General features: G+C 55.9%; 23 protein-coding genes and 1 other RNA gene. 7 read left to right on the top strand and 17 right to left on the bottom strand.

What is annotated here, in order from left to right:
- Positions 1 to 91 precede the first annotated feature (91 nt).
- Positions 92 to 1,237, top strand: coding sequence for a tRNA 2-thiouridine(34) synthase MnmA (gene mnmA, locus AC2FH8_RS02275; protein ID WP_281994637.1), 1,146 nt, complete (start codon positions 92 to 94; stop codon positions 1,235 to 1,237).
- Here mnmA and AC2FH8_RS02270 read toward each other — a convergent pair.
- From AC2FH8_RS02270 to AC2FH8_RS02190, 17 genes are all read right to left on the bottom strand, one after another.
- Complete coding sequence (locus AC2FH8_RS02270) at positions 1,234 to 1,815, bottom strand: cadmium resistance transporter (protein ID WP_281994638.1); 582 nt, start codon at positions 1,813 to 1,815, stop codon at positions 1,234 to 1,236. The genes mnmA and AC2FH8_RS02270 overlap by 4 nt on opposite strands.
- The gene (gene lpxB, locus AC2FH8_RS02265) at positions 1,815 to 2,972 is read right to left on the bottom strand and encodes a lipid-A-disaccharide synthase (protein WP_496688018.1); all 1,158 of its coding nucleotides are present in this window, start codon (positions 2,970 to 2,972) and stop codon (positions 1,815 to 1,817) included. The genes AC2FH8_RS02270 and lpxB overlap by 1 nt, the downstream gene beginning before the upstream one ends.
- Entirely contained in the window at positions 2,972 to 3,766 is a 795-nt protein-coding gene (locus AC2FH8_RS02260) for an LpxI family protein (RefSeq protein WP_271947045.1), read from the bottom strand. Before AC2FH8_RS02260 ends, lpxB begins: the two co-directional genes overlap by 1 nt.
- Before the next feature lie 4 nt (positions 3,767 to 3,770).
- The gene (gene lpxA / locus AC2FH8_RS02255) at positions 3,771 to 4,556 is read right to left on the bottom strand and encodes an acyl-ACP--UDP-N-acetylglucosamine O-acyltransferase (protein WP_271947043.1); all 786 of its coding nucleotides are present in this window, start codon (positions 4,554 to 4,556) and stop codon (positions 3,771 to 3,773) included.
- Entirely contained in the window at positions 4,553 to 5,026 is a 474-nt protein-coding gene (fabZ, locus tag AC2FH8_RS02250) for a 3-hydroxyacyl-ACP dehydratase FabZ (RefSeq protein ID WP_142633907.1), read from the bottom strand. Before fabZ ends, lpxA begins: the two co-directional genes overlap by 4 nt.
- Before the next feature lie 72 nt (positions 5,027 to 5,098).
- Positions 5,099 to 5,683, bottom strand: coding sequence for an OmpH family outer membrane protein (locus tag AC2FH8_RS02245; RefSeq protein WP_496688016.1), 585 nt, complete (start codon positions 5,681 to 5,683; stop codon positions 5,099 to 5,101).
- Between the two features lie 6 nt (positions 5,684 to 5,689).
- Positions 5,690 to 8,050 (bottom strand): outer membrane protein assembly factor BamA, encoded by a 2,361-nt coding sequence (bamA, locus tag AC2FH8_RS02240; protein WP_142633911.1) that lies wholly within the window; start codon positions 8,048 to 8,050, stop codon positions 5,690 to 5,692.
- Positions 8,051 to 8,178: 128 nt separating this feature from the next.
- Positions 8,179 to 8,307, bottom strand: a complete 129-nt coding sequence (locus tag AC2FH8_RS02235; protein WP_271947040.1) for a hypothetical protein — start codon at positions 8,305 to 8,307, stop codon at positions 8,179 to 8,181.
- A gap of 92 nt (positions 8,308 to 8,399) precedes the next feature.
- The gene (gene rseP / locus AC2FH8_RS02230) at positions 8,400 to 9,752 is read right to left on the bottom strand and encodes an RIP metalloprotease RseP (protein ID WP_271947039.1); all 1,353 of its coding nucleotides are present in this window, start codon (positions 9,750 to 9,752) and stop codon (positions 8,400 to 8,402) included.
- Between the two features lies 1 nt (position 9,753).
- Positions 9,754 to 10,929: a 1-deoxy-D-xylulose-5-phosphate reductoisomerase gene (dxr, locus tag AC2FH8_RS02225; RefSeq protein WP_496688012.1), complete on the bottom strand. Its 1,176-nt coding sequence runs from the start codon at positions 10,927 to 10,929 to the stop codon at positions 9,754 to 9,756.
- A complete protein-coding gene (locus AC2FH8_RS02220) occupies positions 10,929 to 11,711 on the bottom strand; it encodes a phosphatidate cytidylyltransferase (RefSeq protein WP_142633917.1) in 783 nt (260 codons plus the stop codon). Before AC2FH8_RS02220 ends, dxr begins: the two co-directional genes overlap by 1 nt.
- Positions 11,708 to 12,439 carry an undecaprenyl pyrophosphate synthase gene (gene uppS, locus AC2FH8_RS02215; RefSeq protein ID WP_281994644.1) on the bottom strand — a complete coding sequence of 244 codons (732 nt, stop codon included), beginning with the start codon at positions 12,437 to 12,439 and terminating at the stop codon, positions 11,708 to 11,710. Before uppS ends, AC2FH8_RS02220 begins: the two co-directional genes overlap by 4 nt.
- Positions 12,440 to 12,448: 9 nt before the next feature.
- Complete coding sequence (gene frr / locus AC2FH8_RS02210; RefSeq protein ID WP_142633921.1) at positions 12,449 to 13,012, bottom strand: ribosome recycling factor; 564 nt, start codon at positions 13,010 to 13,012, stop codon at positions 12,449 to 12,451.
- Between the two features lie 186 nt (positions 13,013 to 13,198).
- Positions 13,199 to 14,194 carry an acryloyl-CoA reductase gene (acuI, locus tag AC2FH8_RS02205; protein ID WP_496688008.1) on the bottom strand — a complete coding sequence of 332 codons (996 nt, stop codon included), beginning with the start codon at positions 14,192 to 14,194 and terminating at the stop codon, positions 13,199 to 13,201.
- Positions 14,195 to 14,279: 85 nt separating this feature from the next.
- Positions 14,280 to 15,383, bottom strand: a complete 1,104-nt coding sequence (locus AC2FH8_RS02200) for a dimethylsulfoniopropionate demethylase (RefSeq protein WP_281994646.1) — start codon at positions 15,381 to 15,383, stop codon at positions 14,280 to 14,282.
- Between the two features lie 140 nt (positions 15,384 to 15,523).
- Complete coding sequence (locus AC2FH8_RS02195) at positions 15,524 to 16,228, bottom strand: DUF1326 domain-containing protein (protein ID WP_281994647.1); 705 nt, start codon at positions 16,226 to 16,228, stop codon at positions 15,524 to 15,526.
- Positions 16,229 to 16,232: 4 nt separating this feature from the next.
- Entirely contained in the window at positions 16,233 to 17,024 is a 792-nt protein-coding gene (locus AC2FH8_RS02190; RefSeq protein ID WP_496688004.1) for a DUF2182 domain-containing protein, read from the bottom strand.
- An 87-nt stretch (positions 17,025 to 17,111) separates the two neighbouring features.
- Between AC2FH8_RS02190 and AC2FH8_RS02185 the strand changes: the two genes are divergently transcribed.
- The 6 genes from AC2FH8_RS02185 (at position 17,112) to chrA (ending at position 21,317) form a co-directional block, all read left to right on the top strand.
- A complete protein-coding gene (locus AC2FH8_RS02185) occupies positions 17,112 to 17,846 on the top strand; it encodes a FadR/GntR family transcriptional regulator (RefSeq protein ID WP_142633929.1) in 735 nt (244 codons plus the stop codon).
- A 7-nt stretch (positions 17,847 to 17,853) separates the two neighbouring features.
- Positions 17,854 to 18,216: a DUF4345 family protein gene (locus AC2FH8_RS02180; RefSeq protein ID WP_496688002.1), complete on the top strand. Its 363-nt coding sequence runs from the start codon at positions 17,854 to 17,856 to the stop codon at positions 18,214 to 18,216.
- 37 nt (positions 18,217 to 18,253) lie between these two features.
- Positions 18,254 to 18,599: a transfer-messenger RNA gene (gene ssrA / locus AC2FH8_RS02175) on the top strand.
- A gap of 100 nt (positions 18,600 to 18,699) precedes the next feature.
- Entirely contained in the window at positions 18,700 to 19,131 is a 432-nt protein-coding gene (locus tag AC2FH8_RS02170) for an ester cyclase (protein WP_142633933.1), read from the top strand.
- Positions 19,132 to 19,260: 129 nt separating this feature from the next.
- Positions 19,261 to 20,064, top strand: a complete 804-nt coding sequence (locus tag AC2FH8_RS02165; protein ID WP_142633935.1) for a chromate resistance protein ChrB domain-containing protein — start codon at positions 19,261 to 19,263, stop codon at positions 20,062 to 20,064.
- Positions 20,061 to 21,317: a chromate efflux transporter gene (gene chrA / locus AC2FH8_RS02160; RefSeq protein WP_496687999.1), complete on the top strand. Its 1,257-nt coding sequence runs from the start codon at positions 20,061 to 20,063 to the stop codon at positions 21,315 to 21,317. The genes AC2FH8_RS02165 and chrA overlap by 4 nt, the downstream gene beginning before the upstream one ends.
- Positions 21,318 to 21,326 lie beyond the last annotated feature (9 nt).

Below are 21,326 nucleotides of genomic sequence, written 5' to 3'. Positions count from 1 at the left end.
TGCTACTTAATGTGTTGTGAAACCGCCCCTTGAGAGTATCTAGAATTTTCCTATATTCTGCCGGTCTTTCTTAACCCGTACTGGAACCGTCATGGCCCTCGACACCGAGACACCGCTGAACTCTCTTGGCTTTGCCAAGCCCCCGTCTGAAACGCGGGTGGTTGTTGCCATGTCCGGAGGCGTGGACAGCTCGGTCGTGGCCGCGCATTTGGCGGATCAGGGGTATGACGTCATCGGCGTCACCCTGCAGCTGTATGACCACGGTGCTGCGCTGGCCAAAAAGGGGGCCTGCTGTGCCGGTATCGACATTCACGATGCGCGCCGCGTGGCCGAGGAACGCGGGTTTCCGCATTACGTTCTGGATTATGAGAACATCTTCAAGGACGCCGTGATCGACGAATTCGCCGACAGCTATCTGGCCGGTGCGACGCCGGTTCCCTGCATTCGCTGTAACGAACGGGTGAAATTCAAGGACCTGCTGGAAACCGCCAAGGATCTTGAGGCTGATTGCATGGCCACCGGCCACTATATTCAGCGCAAGACAGGCCCCAACGGGCCGGAATTGCACAGCGCCGAGGATGCCAACCGCGATCAATCCTATTTCCTGTTCTCGACGACCCCGGAACAGCTGGATTTCCTGCGCTTTCCACTGGGCCACCTGCCCTCCAAGGACGCAACGCGCGAAATGGCTGCGCAATATGGGTTGGCTGTTGCCGACAAGCCCGACAGTCAGGACATCTGTTTCGTGCCCAACGGCAACTATGCCAGCGTAATCGAAAAGCTGCGCCCCGGCGCGGCGGAACCGGGTGAGATCGTTCATGCGGATGGTCGTGTGCTGGCCCAGCATAACGGGGTAATCCACTATACCATTGGTCAGCGCCGCGGGCTTGGTATCGGAGGCCTCAGCGATCCGCTTTACGTGGTGAAGCTGGATGTCGACAAAAAACAGGTTGTGGTTGGCCCCAAAGAGATGTTGGCCACCCGCACCATTCCGGTGCGTGAAATCAACTGGCTGGGCGATGAGCCGTTTACGTCACGCGATGAATGGCACGTCCTGGTCAAGGTTCGCTCGACCCGACCCCCGCGTGAGGCCATCATCCGCCCACTTTCGGAAACCACGGCCGAGGTCGAGTTGCTGACCCCGGAAGAAGGTGTGTCGCCCGGTCAGGCCTGTGTCTTCTATGCATCCGAAGGCAGCCGCATCTTCGGCGGCGGTTGGATTTGGCGCGGATACTAAACTGCGTCGGTCCACGAGTTGCTGAGAATATAAAGACCAGCGCAGATCATCACGTAAGGAACAAGCATCTCAAGCTTGCGCGCGATGCGACCACTGATGAGCGGAGATTTGGCGCCCAGCAGCGCCAGCGTGGCCAATCCTACCACGGCAAGCCCTGCGCCGAAGGCTCCGGCGATCCGAAAGCCTAGCGTTGAATCCGCCAATAACGGCGCCAGAACGGCCAAAGTGTCCATCGACAGGCTGGTAAACAGTAAGGTTGTCACCAAAATTGACGCTCCGGCTTCGAGATGCGCCGGTGTATCGGCGCCCTGCCCGCGCCATTGGCGGATGGCGGCCAGACAGCCCAGTGTCAGCGGGATCATCCCCAGATACCCGGCCCAGCCCGGTATCACGCCCTCGATCCCCATGGCGAACAGCAAGGACGCCGAAATCACCAAGCCCTGTGCGAACAGAAAGCCAAAGACGGCCCGCTTGTCCCCTGACACCAAGATCAGCGCCACCAAGGCGGCAAGATTATCCAGATTGGTCAGTATCAATGCCAGAAAGGCCGAAAAACCAAAGAGGATGAACTCGGCCATCAGGACGGCATTCTGGCCAACACGGCCTTTGCAGCTCTGAAACCAGGGGCGTCGCCGCCACGGCCCAGGCGTTCCATTGTCAGATCCATCGCGCTGCGCTGCGCGTCAGGTTTCAGGGCGACCTCTCGTAGCGCTACGGCAATCTTGTCCGGCAGGCAGTCATCCAGCAGGCATTCCGGGATGGAACGCGTTTCCGAGACAAGATTGACCAATGTAACCGTGTCCAGATTGACCATACGTACTGCCAGTTTCTGGGTCAGCCAGCTGAGGCGGTAGGCAATCACCATGGGTGTTGCTTGGGCTGCAAGTTCAAGCGACACGGTACCCGATGCCGCCAGAGCAAGGTCCGCTGCGGCAAAAGCTGCGCGTTTCTGCTGAACCGCCTCTTCGGTCGGAACATTGCGCGGGTTGATCACGACGGGATTGCCTGGCCATGTCTGCAGATGTTCGGTTACGGCCTCGACCATATGTGCAACCGCCGGAACAATAACCCGCGTACCCGGCCGGTCGGCTAGGAATTGCCCCAGGGCCTGACCAAATACAGGGGCCAGACGGTCAACCTCACCCTTGCGCGACCCCGGCAAGGCAAGAACCAGCGGAGCATCCCCAAGATCATAGGCGGCGCGAAACTCCTGGATATCGCGATCTGAGGCGATGGGTTCGCTTGCAACCGGATGGCCAACAAAATCGCATTCCATCCCGGCGCGTTCCATATAGGGCGGCTCAAACGGAAGCAACGCCAGCACATGGTCGATGACCTTGGCCATCTTATCCGCACGCCCCGGTCGCCACGCCCAAACGCTGGGGGCCACATAGTGGACGGTTCGAGTATCGCTTGCCGCTTTGACCAGCTTGGCAACGCGCAACGAGAAGTCCGGACTGTCGATGGTGATCAATACGTCAGGTTTGGTGTCCAGCACGGCCTGCGCTGTCTCAGATATCCGGCGCTTGAGGTGAAAGAATTTTGGCAATACTTCGATCAGGCCCATCACTGACAATTCGGACATCGGAAAGCGGCTGTTCAGACCCTGGGCCTGCATCAATGGTCCGCCGACCCCGTCGAATGTAACATCTGGGACAAGGGCACGTAGCCCTTCCATCAACGCGCCGCCCAATCGATCGCCCGAAGGTTCGCCGGCGACCAGAAACACCCGCATCAGTTGGTTCGCTCACGCACATAAAGGAACAAACCCAGGCGATCGCACTCAGCAATTACACGTTGTCGCTGCAATACAAGCACCCCGCCCTTTTCGATCACGATCCCGGACAAACCAGCTGCGACGGCGCTGGAAATGGTTTCAGGTCCAATAGCTGGCAGATCCGCGCGAAAGTCCTGATCGGGCTTTGGACCCTTGAAAAGCACCCCACCACCCGCATCAGGCCGTTGAGTCAGAGACTCGAGCATCCATGCGGTGCCAAAAATCCCTTCGATCGCCAAAGCCTGCCCTTTGGAAACTGCACAGGCCTGGCCGATATCAGCTGCCCCCATGGCACGCAGGATACCGGATGCCCGATCCGCATCTGCCCGATCCGCATCTGAGGGCTGTGCCTCGGTCAGGCATCCAAGCGGAGGCAGCAGTTCAGGCGCAATCTCATGCGCGGCACGGACACTCAGGCCTGAGTTTTCGAATATCCCAATGACAGCCCGTAATGCGCCGTCATCGCCGGATTGAATCGCCTGCACCAAAATAGGCACCAACGGCATCGTCGCGGCATCAATGCGCGACGGGTCAACGGCGGGACGTTGAACCGCTCCGGCCATACAGATTTCAGTTACGCCACGGGTTTTGAGATCTGCGATGAATGATCCAAGCTGTTCCAGCGGGAAAACGATGTCGGCAGACAGAGTATCCGGGGCAAAGCCTTCCATCGCACAGATCAAGGGCCGTTCAGCCAGACAGGAAACCACTTCGTCCGGCAACACACCTGTTCCCGCGATCAGTGCCAACATGATGTTACTTCCTCGGTGTCAGAAAGGACCGATCCGAATCGCCGGTTACGAAATTGACGATTTCGCGGACATATTCGCTTTCGGCATCTTCACCCAAGCGCTTGGCGCGGTCCATAAAAGTTCCGTCACCATCGGACAATTCGCGAAACGCTGCACGTAAAGCTGAAATATCAGCTCGTGCGACACCGCGCCGTTTGAGGCCAACAAGATTCAGGCCGTCCAGCTCGCCGCGAGGTGCTTGAACAAGCCCATAGGGAATCACGTCGTTGGGCACCATCGTCAGCGCGCCGATAATCGCCCCTCGGCCCACACGAACCCATTGATGCAAACCCGAAATCCCGCCGACGATAACATCGTCTTCGATAATGCAATGTCCCGCGGCACCAGAATGGTTCACCATGATCACGCGATTGCCAATCTGAACGTCGTGAGCCACGTGAACACCAGCCATCAGCAAACAGTCATCGCCAATCCGGGTTACACCGCCACCGCCGTCTGTTCCAGAATTCACTGTTACATGTTCACGGATACGGTTTCGTTTGCCAATTTCCAGCCGCGTATCTTCACCGCCGAACTTAAGGTCTTGCGGGATTTCACCGATGACCGAAAAATTGAAGATTATGGTGTCTTCATCCACCTCGGTGTCACCAGTAACAACAACATGCGACTTAAGTTCTACCCGGTCTTTCAACCGCACCCTTGAACCAACAAAACAAAAAGGGCCGATGACACAGCCCTCTCCGATCTGAGCACCGTCTTCGATGATTGCGCTAGGGTGAATGCCACTCATGTTGTCTTTTCCATGTCCCAATCAACATAGGCCGAGAACTCAGCTTCGGCTGCGACCTCTCCATCAACCGTGGCCCTGCCAGAGAACTTGAAAATCTTGCCACCCTTCTTGCCGCGCACAGTTTCAACATGCATCTCGAGCACGTCACCGGGCACGACTTTGCGGCGGAACTTGCACTTGTCGATATTCATGAAATAGATCAACAAGTCGCTGTCGATGACATCCATCCCAACGCCAAGCATAACACCTGCGGTCTGCGCCATTGCTTCAACAATGGTCACACCAGGCATAATCGGTGTACCAGGAAAATGGCCCTGGAAATGCGGCTCGTTCATAGTGACGTTCTTGATGCCGACCGCTGACTGAAAGCCTGAAATCTCGACCACCTTGTCGACCAGCAGAAACGGATAGCGGTGCGGCAATATCCGTTGAATCAGCTGAATGTCGGCGCTTTTGGTGTCCGTGCTCATAGTTCTGATATCCTGTTCTGGATTTCTCTTTTCAATGTGGTTAGCAACACCGCGACCCGAGGGCAAGCAAACCTATTCGCCTGTACCTTCGTCAAGTGTTGTTCCATCACCAATGGCTGTATCAATTCGGGTGATGGCGGCATCTGTCACATCGGACAGATCCGAACTGAGAAACACGCTGGAGCGTTGAATAATGACAGAGGCGCCAGATTCGCGCAAAAGATCGATCAATACTGGGCGGGCGAGTTCAAAAAACATCTGTCGTGCATCTTCACTGCGACGCGCAAGGGCATCAAGCTTGGCGCGCTGCCCTTCTCGGTGGTTCTGAACCTTTCTGTCGAACGCCTCTGCGAGGGGACGAAATTCTTCAGCAGACAGAGAGGCGCGCTTTTCGGTGAGGTCCTTCTCCTCCGCGCTGAGCTCTGCAACGATCCGCTCGTTCTCGGCAGCAAGCAGAGTCCCCTCTGCTTCGATCTCACTGAGAATGCGACGTCCAAACGCCGAGTCAGAAAACAACCGTTCGCTGGAGATTGTCAGGACGCTGGCTTGTGTCACGCCAAGCTGCTGTCCGGTAACCTGTCCTGCCAGGGTTAAGGTCAGAAAAAGACACAGGGCCCGAATGGGGCCCTGCATATAGGTTCGAAGACTACCTCGCATCCGAGATCAGAACCTCGCCTGAATGGTCAGGTCGAAATTCTGTTCCTTGTCAAAGTCCTCTTTCTTGAGCGCTTGCGAAAAGTTAAAGCGCAGTGGGCCAAACGGTGTTTCCCATAGGACTGCAACACCCAGAACATGACGGATAGACCCATCCGCACCGACAATGTTGGCACCCGAAGTGTTTACATCGTCGATATTGTACAGGTTACCGAAATCATAGAACACGCCTCCACGCAGGCCCAATTCTTCGGGCAAGCCCAGAGGAAAGTCCGATTCCAGACGCGCGACCCAATAGTAATTCCCGCCGATAGCGTCATCCTGACCATTTGACAGATCCCGTGGCCCCAAACCGGCTGGCTCGAACCCGCGGAATTTATTGGGGCCCAACACAAAGCGATCCAACGTCCGGCTGAAATCGTTGCCAGTCCAGTGCATTGCACCCATTTCAAGCGATGCACGAAGAACGACTTCTTCACTCAGAACGCGTGTTTGGGCAATCCCGCGTGCGCTGGTTTTGTAGAACTTGTTGTCCCCACCCAGCCCAGCGGCATCCAGGCCAACCTCAAACAGAACACCGGCATTGGGGTTAAGCCCACCAAGGCGGCTGTCATATACATAGGACACACCCAGAGAACTTGTCGTGCGTTCACCCTGATCAATCTCAGAGGCGATGACCGCGCCGTTTGCCTCGTTGTCCTGCTGCTTCATCTCGCTGTTTTCCCAGGCATAGCGAACGCGCAACGAAGAAAGCTCTCCGATCGCATAGCTCAACTGAGGGTTAAAGAACACACGCTCGGTGTTATAGCTGGCAAAACTGGAGTCGGTCGACGCCAAACCCAGACCAAGATCAAAGCGAAGCTTGCGGCCCAAAAGATAGGGTTCGGTGAAATTCAGGGAGTACTCTTCTGAATCCTGTGCGGTCGAAATCGTAACCCCGACGGTCTGTCCACGGCCTAGGAAGTTTGACTCACTTAGGCCGATTGCAATGCCGAAACCGTCAGAGATCGAGTAGCTACCACCGAGGCTGAGCGAGCCTGTTGGCTGTTCTTCGACGTCGACATCCACGATCACTTGGCTGGGCGTCGAACCCTCGCGCGGTTCAACATCAGCGACGGCGAAATAGCCCAATGCCCGGATACGTTCAGCCGCCTGCCGAATTTCTCGCGGGTTGAACGGGTCACCCTCGACGGTGTCGAATTGACGACGGATCACGCGGTCAAGCGTTGTGGTGTTGCCCTCGATGTCGATACGCTCGACAAAGATACGCGGTCCTTTGGTCAGAACGAATTCAACATCCAGCGTCAAATCACGTGCATTGCGCGTGACGCGCGGCTCAACCCGCAGAAAGTCCACCCCTTGCCGAATGCCCAGACGCTCTTGCCTGGCGATAGAGTTTTCGACCAGTGAAGGAGAATAGGTGACACCCGGCTTGATCTTGAGTGCGGCCTGATACTCTGCCGCATCAACACCGGGTATTTCGCTTACGGTGGTGATCTTGCCGAATGAGAATTTCTGACCTTCAGTTACATTCATCACCAGGAAAAACGCGTCGCGCTCACGTGTGAATTCTACATTGGCGCTGTTGACGCGGAAATCGACATAGCCACGCGACAAGTAGAAATCACGGATGACTTGTTTGTCGAACTCGATCCGGTCAGCGATAAAAGTATCGCCCCGCAGGAACGTGCGCAGGAAATTGGCTTGCTTGGTTTCAAGCACACGGCGCAGACGCCGGTCGGAATAAGCCCGGTTGCCAACAAAGCTTACGCGCTCAACCTCGATCGTCGTACCTTCGGAGATTTCAAAAACGAGGTCTACCCGATTGTCGCTGCGGCGGATGATTCTGGGGATGACGGTTGCTGCAACACGTCCTTGAGCCAAATAGATTTCGGCAATCATGTCTGCGTCAGCTTCAGCGACCTGAGGCGTAAAGACCCGGCGGGGTTGAGACGAAACGGCATTGAGCAACAGCTCATCCTTGAGCCTCTTGTTACCCTCGATGCTGATCTGGTTGATCGTCGGATATTCCTGAACTTTGATGACCAAAGTGCTGCCACGAGGGGTCAAATCGACTGTTTCAAAAACACCACTGTCAAGCAGCCGTTGGAAGGCATCGTTGAGTTGTCCAGCTGTCACCGTCTGCCCAGGTTCGATTCCCGAACGTGCAATGATTGTCGATGTCTCGATGCGCCTGTTCCCCTCAACTTCGAACGAGTTGATGGTGTAGCTTTGCGCCTGAGCAGCCTGCGGCAGTGACAGCAAACTAACTGTGGCAAATAAGAAAAAGAATGTTAGGGCCTGCCACAAAATCTTGTTTACCGGCTTTTGCCCCCCGCAGGATGTGCCTGCGCCTCGCCTGTCGGTCATATTTTTCTCTACCCAGAATTTTAAGACTTTAAAGCTGAGTAACGGGATTGTCTGGCCTTGTCAAAAGCCGAAAAACAGAAAGCGGCCCATTGGGCCGCTGTTCAGCAAATAAAAAGAAAGGAACAGAATCACATGGTGATCAGATAAGCGCATCCACCCATAGCCAACGCAGTCGCGCCGAAAAACAAGATCGAGTCCCAGTTCAGCGCAAGCAGGAAGCTAAAGCTGCGATATGATTTTTTGATAGCATTCGCCATGATCGCCTCTGACAGACAAAATTATGAAACGAACACATCCTATGAGGGAATTGGGGCGGAATTGCGACTAGATTGTGCAAGCTCCGCCCAAATCAACAGAACAGGTCATTTGAGACGGAAAACAGCATCAGAGCCAGAATGATTGACACTCCGATGCCCATCAGAATCCGCAGCGCTTTGTCGCTGGGTGGTTTCCCAGAGATGGCCTCATATGCGTAAAATACCAAGTGTCCCCCATCCAAAGCCGGAATCGGAAACAGGTTTAGCAAACCGACAGCAGTTGACAGAACAGCGATAAAGAAGATGAAGTTCTGCGCACCCTGGCTGGCCATCGCACCCGAGGTTTCGGCGATTCCGATTGGGCCGGACATGTTGCAAGTGCTGATCGCTCCGGTCACCATGTGCCAGATACCTGAAAGAGACCCGTCAATGATACGCAATGTTTGTCGTACACCGCCGCCGAGAGATGTCAGGATGCCCGCCCTTTCGGTTGCAGGTTCTAGCATCATGCCGCCGACGATCCCGATCCTCCAATGCGTTACAAAACCACCATCAGACTGCGGCTCATCCGTGCGGCGTGGAGCCAGGGCAAACTCCAGTTCCGCTCCGTCACGCCAGACATTCAACAGCAGTGGCCGCCCATCAGAGCTTTCCACATGGTCCTTGAGCTGTTCAAAGGCATAAACCGGGTCGCCATTAACCGCTGTTATGACATCCCCTTGTGCCAGGCTGATATCCATTGCTGCGCTGCGCGGAACAACCTGTTGTATCAGAGGGGGGAACAGCCAAGGTGCGGAAACGTCCAATGTGTCACCGTCACGAAGAACTGTGTAATCAAGAACGGGGTCAACGGGCAAAGAGTCTACGAACTCGCTCCACGATCCTTCTTGCTCGAAATCTGGCAGGTCAATACCTGCAATCGCGAGGATTTCATCACCTTCACGCAGCTCTTGAATTGTCCCCGGCAGAGGATGCAGTGACCCAACGGTCAGAGGGTCTCTGGTTGCGCCTTGCGTAAAGAAAATTAGGGCAAAGACCAGTATCGACATTGCGAAATTAAAGATTGGCCCTGCCGCAACAGTTGCCGTCCTGGCCCAAAGTGGCGCGCCATGCATTGTGCGGCGCAGCTCCTCCGGGCTTTGCTCGGAAATTTCAGACATAGCCGCTTCATCTTTGCCGGATGCGGCATTGGCGTCACCCAAAAACTTGACATACCCGCCGAATGGAAGCGCTGCGATCTGCCAGCGCGTTCCTCTTTTGTCGATACGGCTCCAGAGTACGGGACCGAAACCGATTGAGAACACTTCGGCGTAGATGCCGGACCAACGGCCAACGATGTAATGCCCGTATTCATGTACGGCTACGATGGCGGATAACGCGATCACAAAGGCGAATATGGTGTAAATCAAATTGCCGAACTGTGGGATCAGTGAGAGTACGTCCAATTTATTTTCCTGCTCGTTGCGCAACGGCGTTATCGACCCATATACGTGCCAGATGGTCGGTTTGCAGCACGTTATCAAGGGTCATTGGGGCGTCAATATGGTTGTCTTGTGCATCGAAACGATCCAAGACGGCGGCCACGATGTCTGCCATATCAAGAAAACCAATGCGACCTGCAATGAAATGGTCGAGTGCACATTCTTTGGCTCCGTTGAAAACCGCTCCGGACAGCCCGCCCCGCTCCATGACGTCGCGCGCTAACCGCAAAGCCGGATATCGGTTTTCGTCTGGTTCCTGAAATCGCAACTGTCCCAGCTTTGCAAGGTTCAGCCTTTCGACCGGAAGGGTCTGACGTTTTGGCCAATTCAGGGCATATCCGATCGCGTGGCGCATATCTGGCGCGCCCATATGGGCCATAACCGCGCCATCGTTAAACCCGACCATCGCATGAACGATGGATTCAGGATGCACGATCACTTCGATCATATCCGGGGAAATGCCGAAGAATTCGCGTGTTTCGATCACCTCGAGCGCCTTGTTGAACATCGAAGCGCTATCAATCGTGATCCGCTGCCCCATATTCCAGTTCGGGTGGCTCGAGGCCTGCTCAACCGTGGCTGAGGCCAATTTGCTTATTGGCCAATCACGGAAAGCGCCGCCGCTGGCAGTGATGATGATACGCTCGACCGATGCCATATCTTCACCGACCAGAGCTTGAAAAACGGCAGAATGTTCGCTGTCCACCGGCAGCAATCGGGCATTGTGCTTTCGGGCAGTATCCAGAACCAAAGAACCCGCGCAGACAAGCGTTTCTTTATTCGCCAAAGCCAGCGTCGCGCCCTGTTCAAGCGCCGTCAGCCCTGGTTGCAACCCCGCAGCCCCAACGATGGCAGACATGACCCAGTCAGCCGGTCGCGCCGCAGCTTCGGCCAGAGCATTCGCGCCGGCGGCGACCTCGACATCAGAACCGGCCAAGGCCGCTCGCAGGTCCTCAAGCCGGTCTGGGTGGGCTGTAATCGCGATATCCGCCTTCAAACGTTTGGCGTCACGTGCAAGTTGTTCGATATTGGCTCCACCAGTCAGGGCGACAACATCATACGCTGATGGATTTCGGTCAATCAGATCTATCGTGTTTTGCCCGATAGAACCCGTCGCGCCAAAAACAGAGATTTTGCACATCACATGGCTCCGGGGGAAAAAATCAACCCCACAAGCAGAACGAACAGAGCGGCCCCCATCATCCCATCGAATCGATCAAGGAAGCCGCCATGGCCGGGAATCAGGTTCGAACTGTCCTTGACGCCGAATTTTCGTTTGGCCGCGCTTTCGACAATATCGCCGGCCTGGCTGGCCATTGACGCCAGAACCGAGATCACGATGAACCAAGTTCCGAAGCCGCCGTAAGCCGCAAAGGCTAAGCCAACAATGGCAGCCGCTACCCAGCCTCCTGCTGTTCCCGACCACGTCTTTTTCGGGCTGACTCGTGGCCAGAATTTTGGCCCACCCAATGCCTTTCCGACAAAATATCCGGCGACATCCGTAGCAACGACGACCGATATCAGCCAGACCATCCAGACAAACCCCATATTCGTCCGGATTGAGATAAAGCCCAGCCCCGCGGCCGCGATCCACAGCGCAAATAGGGTATAGATACCCCGGTACCGGCTGACCTGCCCTGCCCCGACCAGTGCCGGAGCAAGCAAGAAGGGAAGTTTATAGAGTGCCGGAAGATGGTAACTCAGCACCACCGCAAAACCGGTCAATATGGCAAGCTGGATCGCAACAGCTTTCCTGCCCGGGTCGATCATACGGACCAGTTCCCAGGTCATCAGCCCGCAAGCAATGGAAATGAAGGCTTCGAACCACAGACCGCCCAGCCAGACCTCGACAGCGCCAACGGCAACAAGGACACCCGCCGATAATACGCGGGCAGTCAGGTCGGACCAGCGCCCGTCACTCATGCCGGTACAGCTCCGAACCGTCGGTCGCGGCTGCCATAGCTCAGGCACAGGCGCTCAAGCTCTGCCGCAGTGAAATCTGGCCAGAGCGTGTCGATGAATTCGTATTCCGAATAGGCGGATTGCCATAACAGAAAATTGGAAATTCGCGCCTCGCCGCTGGTTCGGATCACCAGATCAGGATCGGGAAGAACATGTGTGTCCAGATATTTCGGCAGCGTTTCTTCGTCTACATCATCAGGATGCAAGCGCCCGTCAGCGACATCCTGTGCCAGACGTTTGGTAGCCCGCGCGACTTCATCCCGACCGCCATAGTTCAACGCAATGGTCAGGTGAACCAGATCATTTCCCTCGGTCTCGGCCTCAAGCGTATCCATCAATTCGATCAGTTTGGCATCCAACCTGACCCTGTCACCGATGAAACGCACCCGAACACCCGAGTCTCGGAGCGTCCGGGTTTCCTTGATAATATAGCGCCGAAACAAGCTCATCAGACCGGCAACTTCGACCTGAGTGCGTTTCCAGTTCTCGGTCGAAAACGCAAAAACAGTCAGATATTTGATACCAAGCCTCGGGCAGGCCTCGACCACATCGCGCACACGTCTTGCCCCGGCGTGGTGGCCAAACAGGCGAGGTCGCCCGCGGGCCTGCGCCCAGCGACCATTGCCATCCATGATGATCGCGACATGCTGGGGCCCTCTTTCGGGCATGGTATGCGAGGAAGAGGGCATCACCCGGTCTCAGACCTGCATGATTTCTGCCTGCTTGGTCTCAAGCGCGGCATCTACTACCTTGATCATCTGGTCGGTTAGATCCTGCACTTCGCTTTCCCAGAACTTCTGGTCATCTTCGGACATACCGTCAGCCTTGGCCTTCTTGATCTGATCCATCCCGTCGCGGCGCACATTGCGGATCGAAACGCGCGCGTGTTCGGCATATTGTCCGGCGACTTTGCCCAACTCGCGACGGCGTTCTTCGTTCAGTTCCGGGATCGGTAGCATGATGATCGTTCCGTTAAGCTGAGGGTTGATGCCCAGCCCACTTTCGCGGATCGCTTTTTCCACTTTGCCGACCAGCCCTTTATCCCAGACATTGACCGTTACCATACGCGGCTCGGGCACATTGACCGTTCCCACCTGGTTGATCGGCGTCATCGAACCATAGGCATCGACCATCACCGGCTCGAGCATCGAGGCCGAGGCGCGCCCGGTGCGCAGCGATGCAAATTCGGTTCTGAGGTTTGACATTGCGCCGTCCATGCGGCGTTTCAGGTCGTCTGTGTCCAGTTCGAAATCGTCAGACATTCTGCTCACTCCCCGTCTTCAGGTACTGTTTGCATGGCTCATAAGCCATTCAATTTGGGATGTATAGCAATGATGGTCCGTATTTACGCCATTGACCAGAGGTGTTTGCCGGAATTCCGCAAACCTGCAGCCACAAAATTAACCGACCGCAAATCAATGCGGTCGGTCAGACATATTCATTCCGGATCAGGCGTTTACGTCTACGACAACACGACCTTTTACCTGACCTTGCAGGATATCCGCCCCTAATTGGGGCAGATCGCTCAGCTTTGCGGGATGGATCATCGCCTCAAGCTTGTCCATCGGAAGGTCGGTTGCTATCCGCTGCCAGGCCCGCAGCCGATTTTCATAAGGCTGCATCACGCTGTCGATCCCCAAGAGGTTCACACCGCGTAAAAGGAACGGGATAACAGTTGCCGGAAGGCCCGCGCCGCCAGCCAACCCCACGGCCGAGACCGAGGCACCGTATTTCATCTGCCCCAGAACGCGTGCCAGCATTGCGCCGCCAACTGCGTCCACACAGCCAGACCATGCCTCGCTTTCCAGGGGGCGCTTAGTTGTCTCGTTCAACTCTTCGCGTGGCACAATGGTCGTGGCGCCCAAAGACTTCAGGTAATCGGTGGTTTCCGGCCGTCCGGTGACGGCTGCCACTTCGTATCCCAAATTGGCAAGAATCGCCGTCGCGACCGAGCCGACACCACCTGCCGCGCCCGTGACCAAGACCGGACCGTGCCCCGGTTTCAGCCCATGATCCTCAAGCGCCATAACCGCCAGCATCGCGGTGAACCCAGCGGTTCCGACGGCCATCGCCTGGCGGGGCTCCAACCCATCGGGCAGCGGAACCAACCAATCGGCACGGGCATTGGCTTTTTGTGAGTACCCACCCCAATGCGCCTCACCGACACGCCAACCGGTCAGGACCACTTTGTCACCCGGTTTATATCGCTCATCCGAAGACGACTCGACCGTCCCCGCATAGTCGATGCCAGGAACATGCGGATAGCTGCGTACCAGCCCCCCGCCTTTGGGCGACAGGCAAAGACCATCCTTATAATTTACCGTTGAATACTGAACCGCCACGGTAACCTCACCCTGCGGCAGATCCCCTTCCGAAAGCTGCTGAACCGAGGGGCTGGCCAGCCCGCTTTCCTCGTCTTTTTCCATCACCAGTGCGTTGAACATCAAAATGTCCTCCTGTTTTGGACGTCAGAGTACAGCCCCGACCCCGTGTAATATCCTGTTTCTCGACCCGATGCGGCTTTTTCGATCAGATCCAGAATTTTTCCCTTACAGTCGCCTCACGCATACCGTCGGGCGTTTCGACCTCTATCTTCGTGCCTTCGTCCCAATGGCTGAGCTTGAGCATCCCAATGGAAACATTGGTGTTGAAATCCGGAGACCAAGCGGCAGAAGTGATTTGACCGACCCGTTTCCCCTGAGCGTATACCGACCATGGAGCAACGCAGGCACCAACGGCCGGCCCAGCGATTTCAATCGGACGGATTTGCTGGATCGGCCCTTCTTTCGCGACCCGCAACAATGCGTCCCGGCCAATGCAGCCAATCGCCGTGTGTGTGTTACAGAACTTGCCCAGGCCACATTCATGTGGGGTGTTGTCGTCGGTCATATCGTTTCCGTAGGACAGCAACCCAGCCTCAATGCGTTCGATCAGGTTGGGACAACCTGCGCGTACGTTCAAATCCTCGCCCGCCGAAAACAGCGCATTCCACAGCGTCATTCCGATATCGCTGCCCTCGACATAAATCTCGAACCCGCCCTGCTTTGAATACCCTGACCTGGCGATGGCCAGATCGCGGCCCGCAAATTCGAACATGTCGAATTTGAAGAACCGGATATCTTTGACGCGCTCGCCGAATACGCGGGACATCAGCTCATCCGCCATCGGACCTTGTATGGCCAGGGGTGAGACGTCCGGCTCATCCACTAGAACATCCAGCCGATAGCCGTTCGCGATTCCTTTGACCCATAACAACAAATCGCTATCCGCGATGGAGATCCACCAGCGGTCCTCGGACAGTTTCACTGCAACCGGATCATTCAACATGCCTCCGGTCTCATCAACGATAGGGACGTAATAGCATTGGCCGGGCAACATGCCTCTCAAATCGCGTGGCGTCAGCATTTGCATAAGGCGTGCCGCGTCGGGACCTCTGAGTTCGACCTGTCGCTCACACGAGACATCCCAGACTTGGACATGCTTTTTCAGGTGCCGGTAATCAGCCTCGACGCTGTCGAATACCGTTGGCAATAGCATCCGGTTATATACCGTGAATGCCTTTACGCCTGCGGCTTCGACCCCTTCAGAAAAAGGTGTGCGCCGCAACCGGCGAGAGAAGGAAATATTGGCCACTCAAGCCTCCTCGGGCATAATGCCAGATCACAATTCGAAGCCTGCGGTCCCGTCAGCATCTGGTGCAACAGGCCGCGATGGCGTGTCTGGCGATTGAAAATTTGGATCACGTATTGCACGTAATCCTTTGTGATTTCGTATTATTTCGGCCCCTGCCAGTCGATTGGACAAATTTCTGCGGATTTTCCACCGAAATCCCAGACCCGACCGTAGTCGCGGACCTTGGATTTGGTGCCGCGCGCCACGATAATGTCCGGTCCCATCCAGTATTTCGAGTTTGAGACCATCACCGGATGCTCGGGGTCTTTGCCCGCCAACATCTCGATTTCGCCCTGGATTTTCCGACCAATCATGATGCGGCGCTTGGTCCCGTCGCGTTCGATCTGAACCGGGGCACGTTCGGCCCCGATAATTTCGCTGACCAGCATGGTAAACAAGCCGGTCGTGCCCCCGGCCTGACCGCTGAATATCTGGAGCAACCCGTTATAGGCCTTACCGCTGGCCCGTTCGTCGACATAGGCGGCAACTTTCCACTGCCCCTCACCCATGCGACCCGGAATATCGACCAGAAGGCCAACATTGAGGCCCGACAGATCTTCGCCCTCGTAATGGCCCTCATCGATGACAATCCCCATCCAGGCATGACAATGACCCTCGGTCGGAGGATGCGCGCCAAGCGATACGACACAGGGGCAGAACAGATCGCACGAGCAGTTAAGGATCAGCTCTCCCTTGATCGCCCAATTCGTCGGGCTCATCTCACGCCGCTTGGGGTTGGGCATGCGGCTGTCGATACGTTGGCTGATCGGCAGGCGATCTGCCTCTGGTTTTTTGTTCTTAGCCAATAGCTTATCCTCCATAGATAAAGGGGTATACGAGCAAGGCACAGCCGCCCGCGATAAGAGCAAATCCCAGCGGCCGTGTAATCACGTGACCGATCTGGGGTAGTTTTTCGAGAACCATAAAAAAGGTCGCCAGACCCATCCACAGCAGACTCATGACGCCGCCCACAAAGCCGAGCGCCATAAAGCCCCAGCAGCATCCGACGCAGAACGCACCAAGGCCAAGCCCCATGCGAAAACCGCCTGAAAAACCGGTTTTCCAATGGCCGAGAAAATAGGTCATTGGGGCATGGCAGACCCCATGGCACAGCTCTTTGGCGCGGGTGAATTGAAAGGCGCCGACGGCGATCATCAACCCGCCCGCAACAAGCCCGGATTTCGCAATGCCCAGCATGTCGACAACGCCGCCAAACAGCAGAACCAGTTGCACCCCGGTAATGAGCGCGGCAAACCCGACCCAGACCACGAAGTAGCCAATCAAGACACCAATCCAGCCGGAGCGTGTGCCATTTGCACTGCGGATTAGATCGTCGTAGCTGCGCAGAGTTGGAATAATGGTCGGCAACATCATTGCGGCCATCATGATGGCCCACATCCAAAACAGCGGGCCGAACTCTGCCATGGGCATATACATGTCCATCCTGGGGTCCATGGCGCGCATCGCCTGCCCCATTGCTCCGGGACGGCCGATCCAATCCAGATCCATGGCGCGGTTCATCACGAACATCATCCACCACGCCCACAGGATCAGAGCATAGAATCCCAGCCAAAACCCATTACGTAGAACTGCGCGACTCACTTGTTCCTCCCGACTCAGTCCTTGCAATTCAAATGTCAGACTTTTAAATGTCAGACAAATGAAAATTTGCCTGCGGCCCTGCTCAAAATGAAAATCGACCCCAAGAAACCTGCTGATCTTTCGGTTCAGATCGCCCAATCAATCCGAGATGCGATCATATCGGGTCGGTTGATTGTAGATGAACGCCTGCCTTCTGAGGCGGAACTGTCCGACCAGTTTCAGGTGTCCCGACCAACCGTGCGTGAGGCCCTTAAACGCCTTGCGGCACAGTCCCTGATCCGCACCCAACGTGGCGCGACGGGCGGAGCATTTGTCAACCGGCTGAGCTATCAGGATGCGTATTCCCAACAGATCACCACATCCACGTTGCTGCTGTCCATGAACGCGGTCAGTTTTGAAACGGCTTGCGAGGCTCGGTATTCGCTGGAACGCGCCTGCGCAACTTTGTCAGCCGAACGCAGGACGGCGGATCATCTGGCGACGATGCGTGCCGAGATATTTCGGCAGGCTCAACCCGGGCTGACAGACGAAGCCTTTTGCGCCTCGGATGTGACCTTTCACCGGGCATTGGTCGATGGGGCCGGCAATCCGGTGTTGTCCTATCAACTGGCCGGCGCCGTCGAGGCGATGCAGCCTTTGATGAACATGATCACGTTTACGGCGCGGTCCCGAGAAGAGATCATCGTATTGCACAACCAGATTGCCGATGCTTTGGATCGGCGGGACGCTGCTGCGGTAGATTCAGCACTGGTGGATCTCGAAGCTTATACCCGTAAGCTTGCCCTGGACGTCGCCAAACAGCGGCGCAAACCAACCGAATGAGGGTACAATGACGTCGATTTTGAATATTGCCGCGGCGGTTCTGACAATCGGTTTCGGCCTCTTTGGGTTTCTAGCACCCGCTTGGACCGCGGCCTCGCTGGACCTGGCGCCTACGAACAGCACCATGGGGTTAAGCGAATTGCGCGCTTCGGTCGGTGGGCTTTTTGTTGTCACCGGAATTGCGGTCATTTGGCTGAACACTCCCATGGCCTATGCGATGTTGGGCGTTGTTTATGCCGGCGCAGCCTTGGGCCGGTTTGTTTCCGTCATTCTGGATCACCCCCCTTTGATCAAAGCGATGACATTTGGGGGAATCGAGCTGATATTGGCGCTGTGGCTGATCCTGGCAAACATTAACCGAACAAGCTAAGACGTTATTATATAATCCGTCTTTTCGTTGAAGTATGGGGTTTGCTTTCCCCTTGTGGCTCACCTATATAAGGGATGTCCTTCGGGACTATGGACATAAACGCGCTCGTAATAAGCGGATCGGACCCGGGGGCGGTACCCGGCGGCTCCACCAACATCCTTCATTTGAGGATCGCGGGGCCGAAATAGGATCGACGAACGTCTAAAGGGGTTAGCTTTGTCTCGGCGGGGTGCCACCGTACCGGCCCAAACAGTACAATTGCAAATGACAATCGTGCTCCGGTTGCAGTTGCTGCGTAAGCAGTAGCAAGACCGAAACTTAAGCCCTTGCGCCTAGCAGCGTAAGGCGGGGTTCGCAGGTACCTGGCAACAGAAACCTGCATTTTCCCTTAAATGTCTGCTGTTTAACCCTGTCTGTGTTCACGTTCAGAGTTTGTTCACTCATTCGCGTCATGCTCGGCCCGTGAGGAAAAGGAGAGCTGGGATGTCACACGCAGATATACTCAGAGAATGGTATTCAGAGGTTTGGGAAAACGGAAATACCGATGCGATTGATCGGTATTTCGCGCCGGAAACGACAGCCGAAGGACTGATTCCGGAAATGCAGGTGGGGGCCGATGATTTTCGGGATCTGGTCATGGCGTTTCGCCACATTCTGGGCGATATCCATGTTGAGCTGCCCAAAATCATCGAAAATGGCGATTGGGTATCGGCGATATTGCAGGTCAGCACAACACGCGCCGATAACGGCGCACCACTGCAGGCCTCTGGCAGTATGATTGGCCGCATTAAAGAAGGTCGTATTGTCGAGGCGTATAACCAGTTTGACTTCATTTCCTTATTTGAACAGCTTGGTCAGTTTCCCAAGGACACCCTGCCCGTATGCATGACTGGTCAACGGCTGGACTGGGCCTAGGAAATGAGCTCGCAATCTTGACCCCGACTGGCTTGTCGCGTTAGCAAAGCCTATGGGGTAAGATTGCGAACGCCCCGTGAGGCGACAGCCCAAGTTTCGCATGTATCCGTCGATCACAGGAGACATGCCATGCCTGCGCCTAATGCTATCACACCGAAACAACTGTTACGTCTGATCGGAACGTCCCGGGCGCCTGTTCTAGTGGACATCTGCACTGACACCGATTTTGAACAGGATCCCTATCTGATACCGGGCTCGGTTCGTCATCCGGCGAAGGATCTGGATGGGGTGAAGGGGCTCATCGCTAACCGCCCCTGCATCATCATTTGCCAAAAGGGCAAAAAGCTGAGCCAGGCCGTCGTTTCCTGGCTAAGGAGTGAAGGCGTAGCTGCTGAGTATCTGGAAGGCGGCATGTATGCTTGGCGCGAGACGCCCGATGCACCGCGCATCCCATTTGCAGATATACCAGCGTCTCCTTCACTCTGGGTAACGCGCCATCGGCCTAAGATTGACCGCATCGCCTGCCCCTGGTTGATCCGCCGGTTCATCGACCCCAACGCACGTTTTCTGTTTGTTGCCCCATCCGAAGTGGCAAAGGTATCCGAAGTCTTTAACGCCACCCCGTTCGATGTTGAGGGCGTCCGCTGGAGCCATCGTGGGGATAACTGCACATTTGATGCTTTGGTAAAAGATTTCCAGCTTGCTACACCCGCAATGAACAGGCTTGCGACAGTTGTCCGGGCCGCGGATACGAACAGGCATGATCTGGCGCCCGAAGCAGCCGGGCTTCTTGCGGTCTCGGTGGGGCTATCGCGCCAATATAAAGACGACCATCAGGCAATCGAGGCCGGGATGCATCTGTACGATGCCTTGTATCTCTGGGCCCGCGACGGGTTTGACGAGAAACATGATTGGCCGGCAGTCGAGAAATGAGCACACCAACATATCCTGAACTCATCCGCGTGTTCGGCCGCATTGGATTGCTGTCCTTCGGCGGCCCGGCAGCCCAGATATCATTGATGCATCAGGAACTCGTCGAAAGGCGTCCCTGGCTGGACGAAGAAACCTATCTTCGGGCTCTGTCGCTGTGCATGTTGCTGCCCGGCCCCGAGGCGATGCAGCTTGCAACTTATTCCGGCTGGCGTCTGCGCGGCGTCTCGGGCGGTATGATCGCAGGCAGCCTGTTTGTTCTGCCCGGTGCGATCATTATCTCAGCATTGGTGGCACTATACGCGGCCTATGGCGCGCTTCCTCTGGTGCAGGCCGCGTTTCTGGGCGTGAAAGCTACGGTGATCATCATCGTGCTACAGGCCCTGCGAAACCTGTCCCGCAAAGCGCTGTCGGACGTCTCACATCGTGCGATCTCGGGCCTCGCGTTTCTGGCAATCTTTCTGTTCGACCTCCCCTTCCCCGCAATCATCGCGGCGGCAGCCCTTTGGGGGTATCTGAGCTTCAACGGCGTCGCCGCCCGACCGGTCGACACCCCCACCCCGCGCCTAAGCGAAGTGCTGCGGAACGCGTCGATCTGGTTGGTTCTGTGGCTTGGCCCGTTGTGGCTGTTAAGTCTTTCTGGTCAGAAACTTCTCAGCGATCTTGGCTGGTTCTTTGCCCGCCTCGCAGTTGTGACATTTGGCGGGGCCTACGCTGTTCTAGCTTACATAACGCAGACCGTTGTGGATCAGTATAACTGGATATCCACAGATCAGATGATCGACGCGCTTGGTCTGGCGGAAACGACACCGGGGCCTTTGATTTTGGTAACACAATTTGTCGCTATGCTGACCGGTCAGATCTCGGGCGGATCGATGCTGGCCATCGCCGCAGGTATCGTGGCGCTTTGGGCAACATTCGTTCCCTGCTTTCTGTGGATATTCCTCACAGCCCCCTATCTTGACCACATCGCTGCGCGGCCCCGGTTATCGGCGGCCCTGCAAGGTATTACCTCTGCTGTGGTTGGGGTGATTCTCAACCTATCCGTGTGGTTTGCCCTGAATGTGCTGTTTTCAGACCTGCCAAACAAAACCTTTGGACCAATCAGCCTGCCCTGGCCAGAATTGACCTCATTGGATGTGAAAGCTGCTGTGCTGACTGTCTTCGCCGGAGCGTTGATTTTTAAACTTAAATTCGGCATGGCGCTTACGCTAGTGGTTATGCTAGCTGCTGGCACCGGCCTGTTTTTTCTCTGAACAGTCAGC

This window comes from Ruegeria sp. CDSC025 (assembly GCF_059610805.1).
The sequence above is the reverse complement of the archived record's forward strand: the minus strand, read 5'-3'. Positions and strand labels throughout refer to the sequence as shown.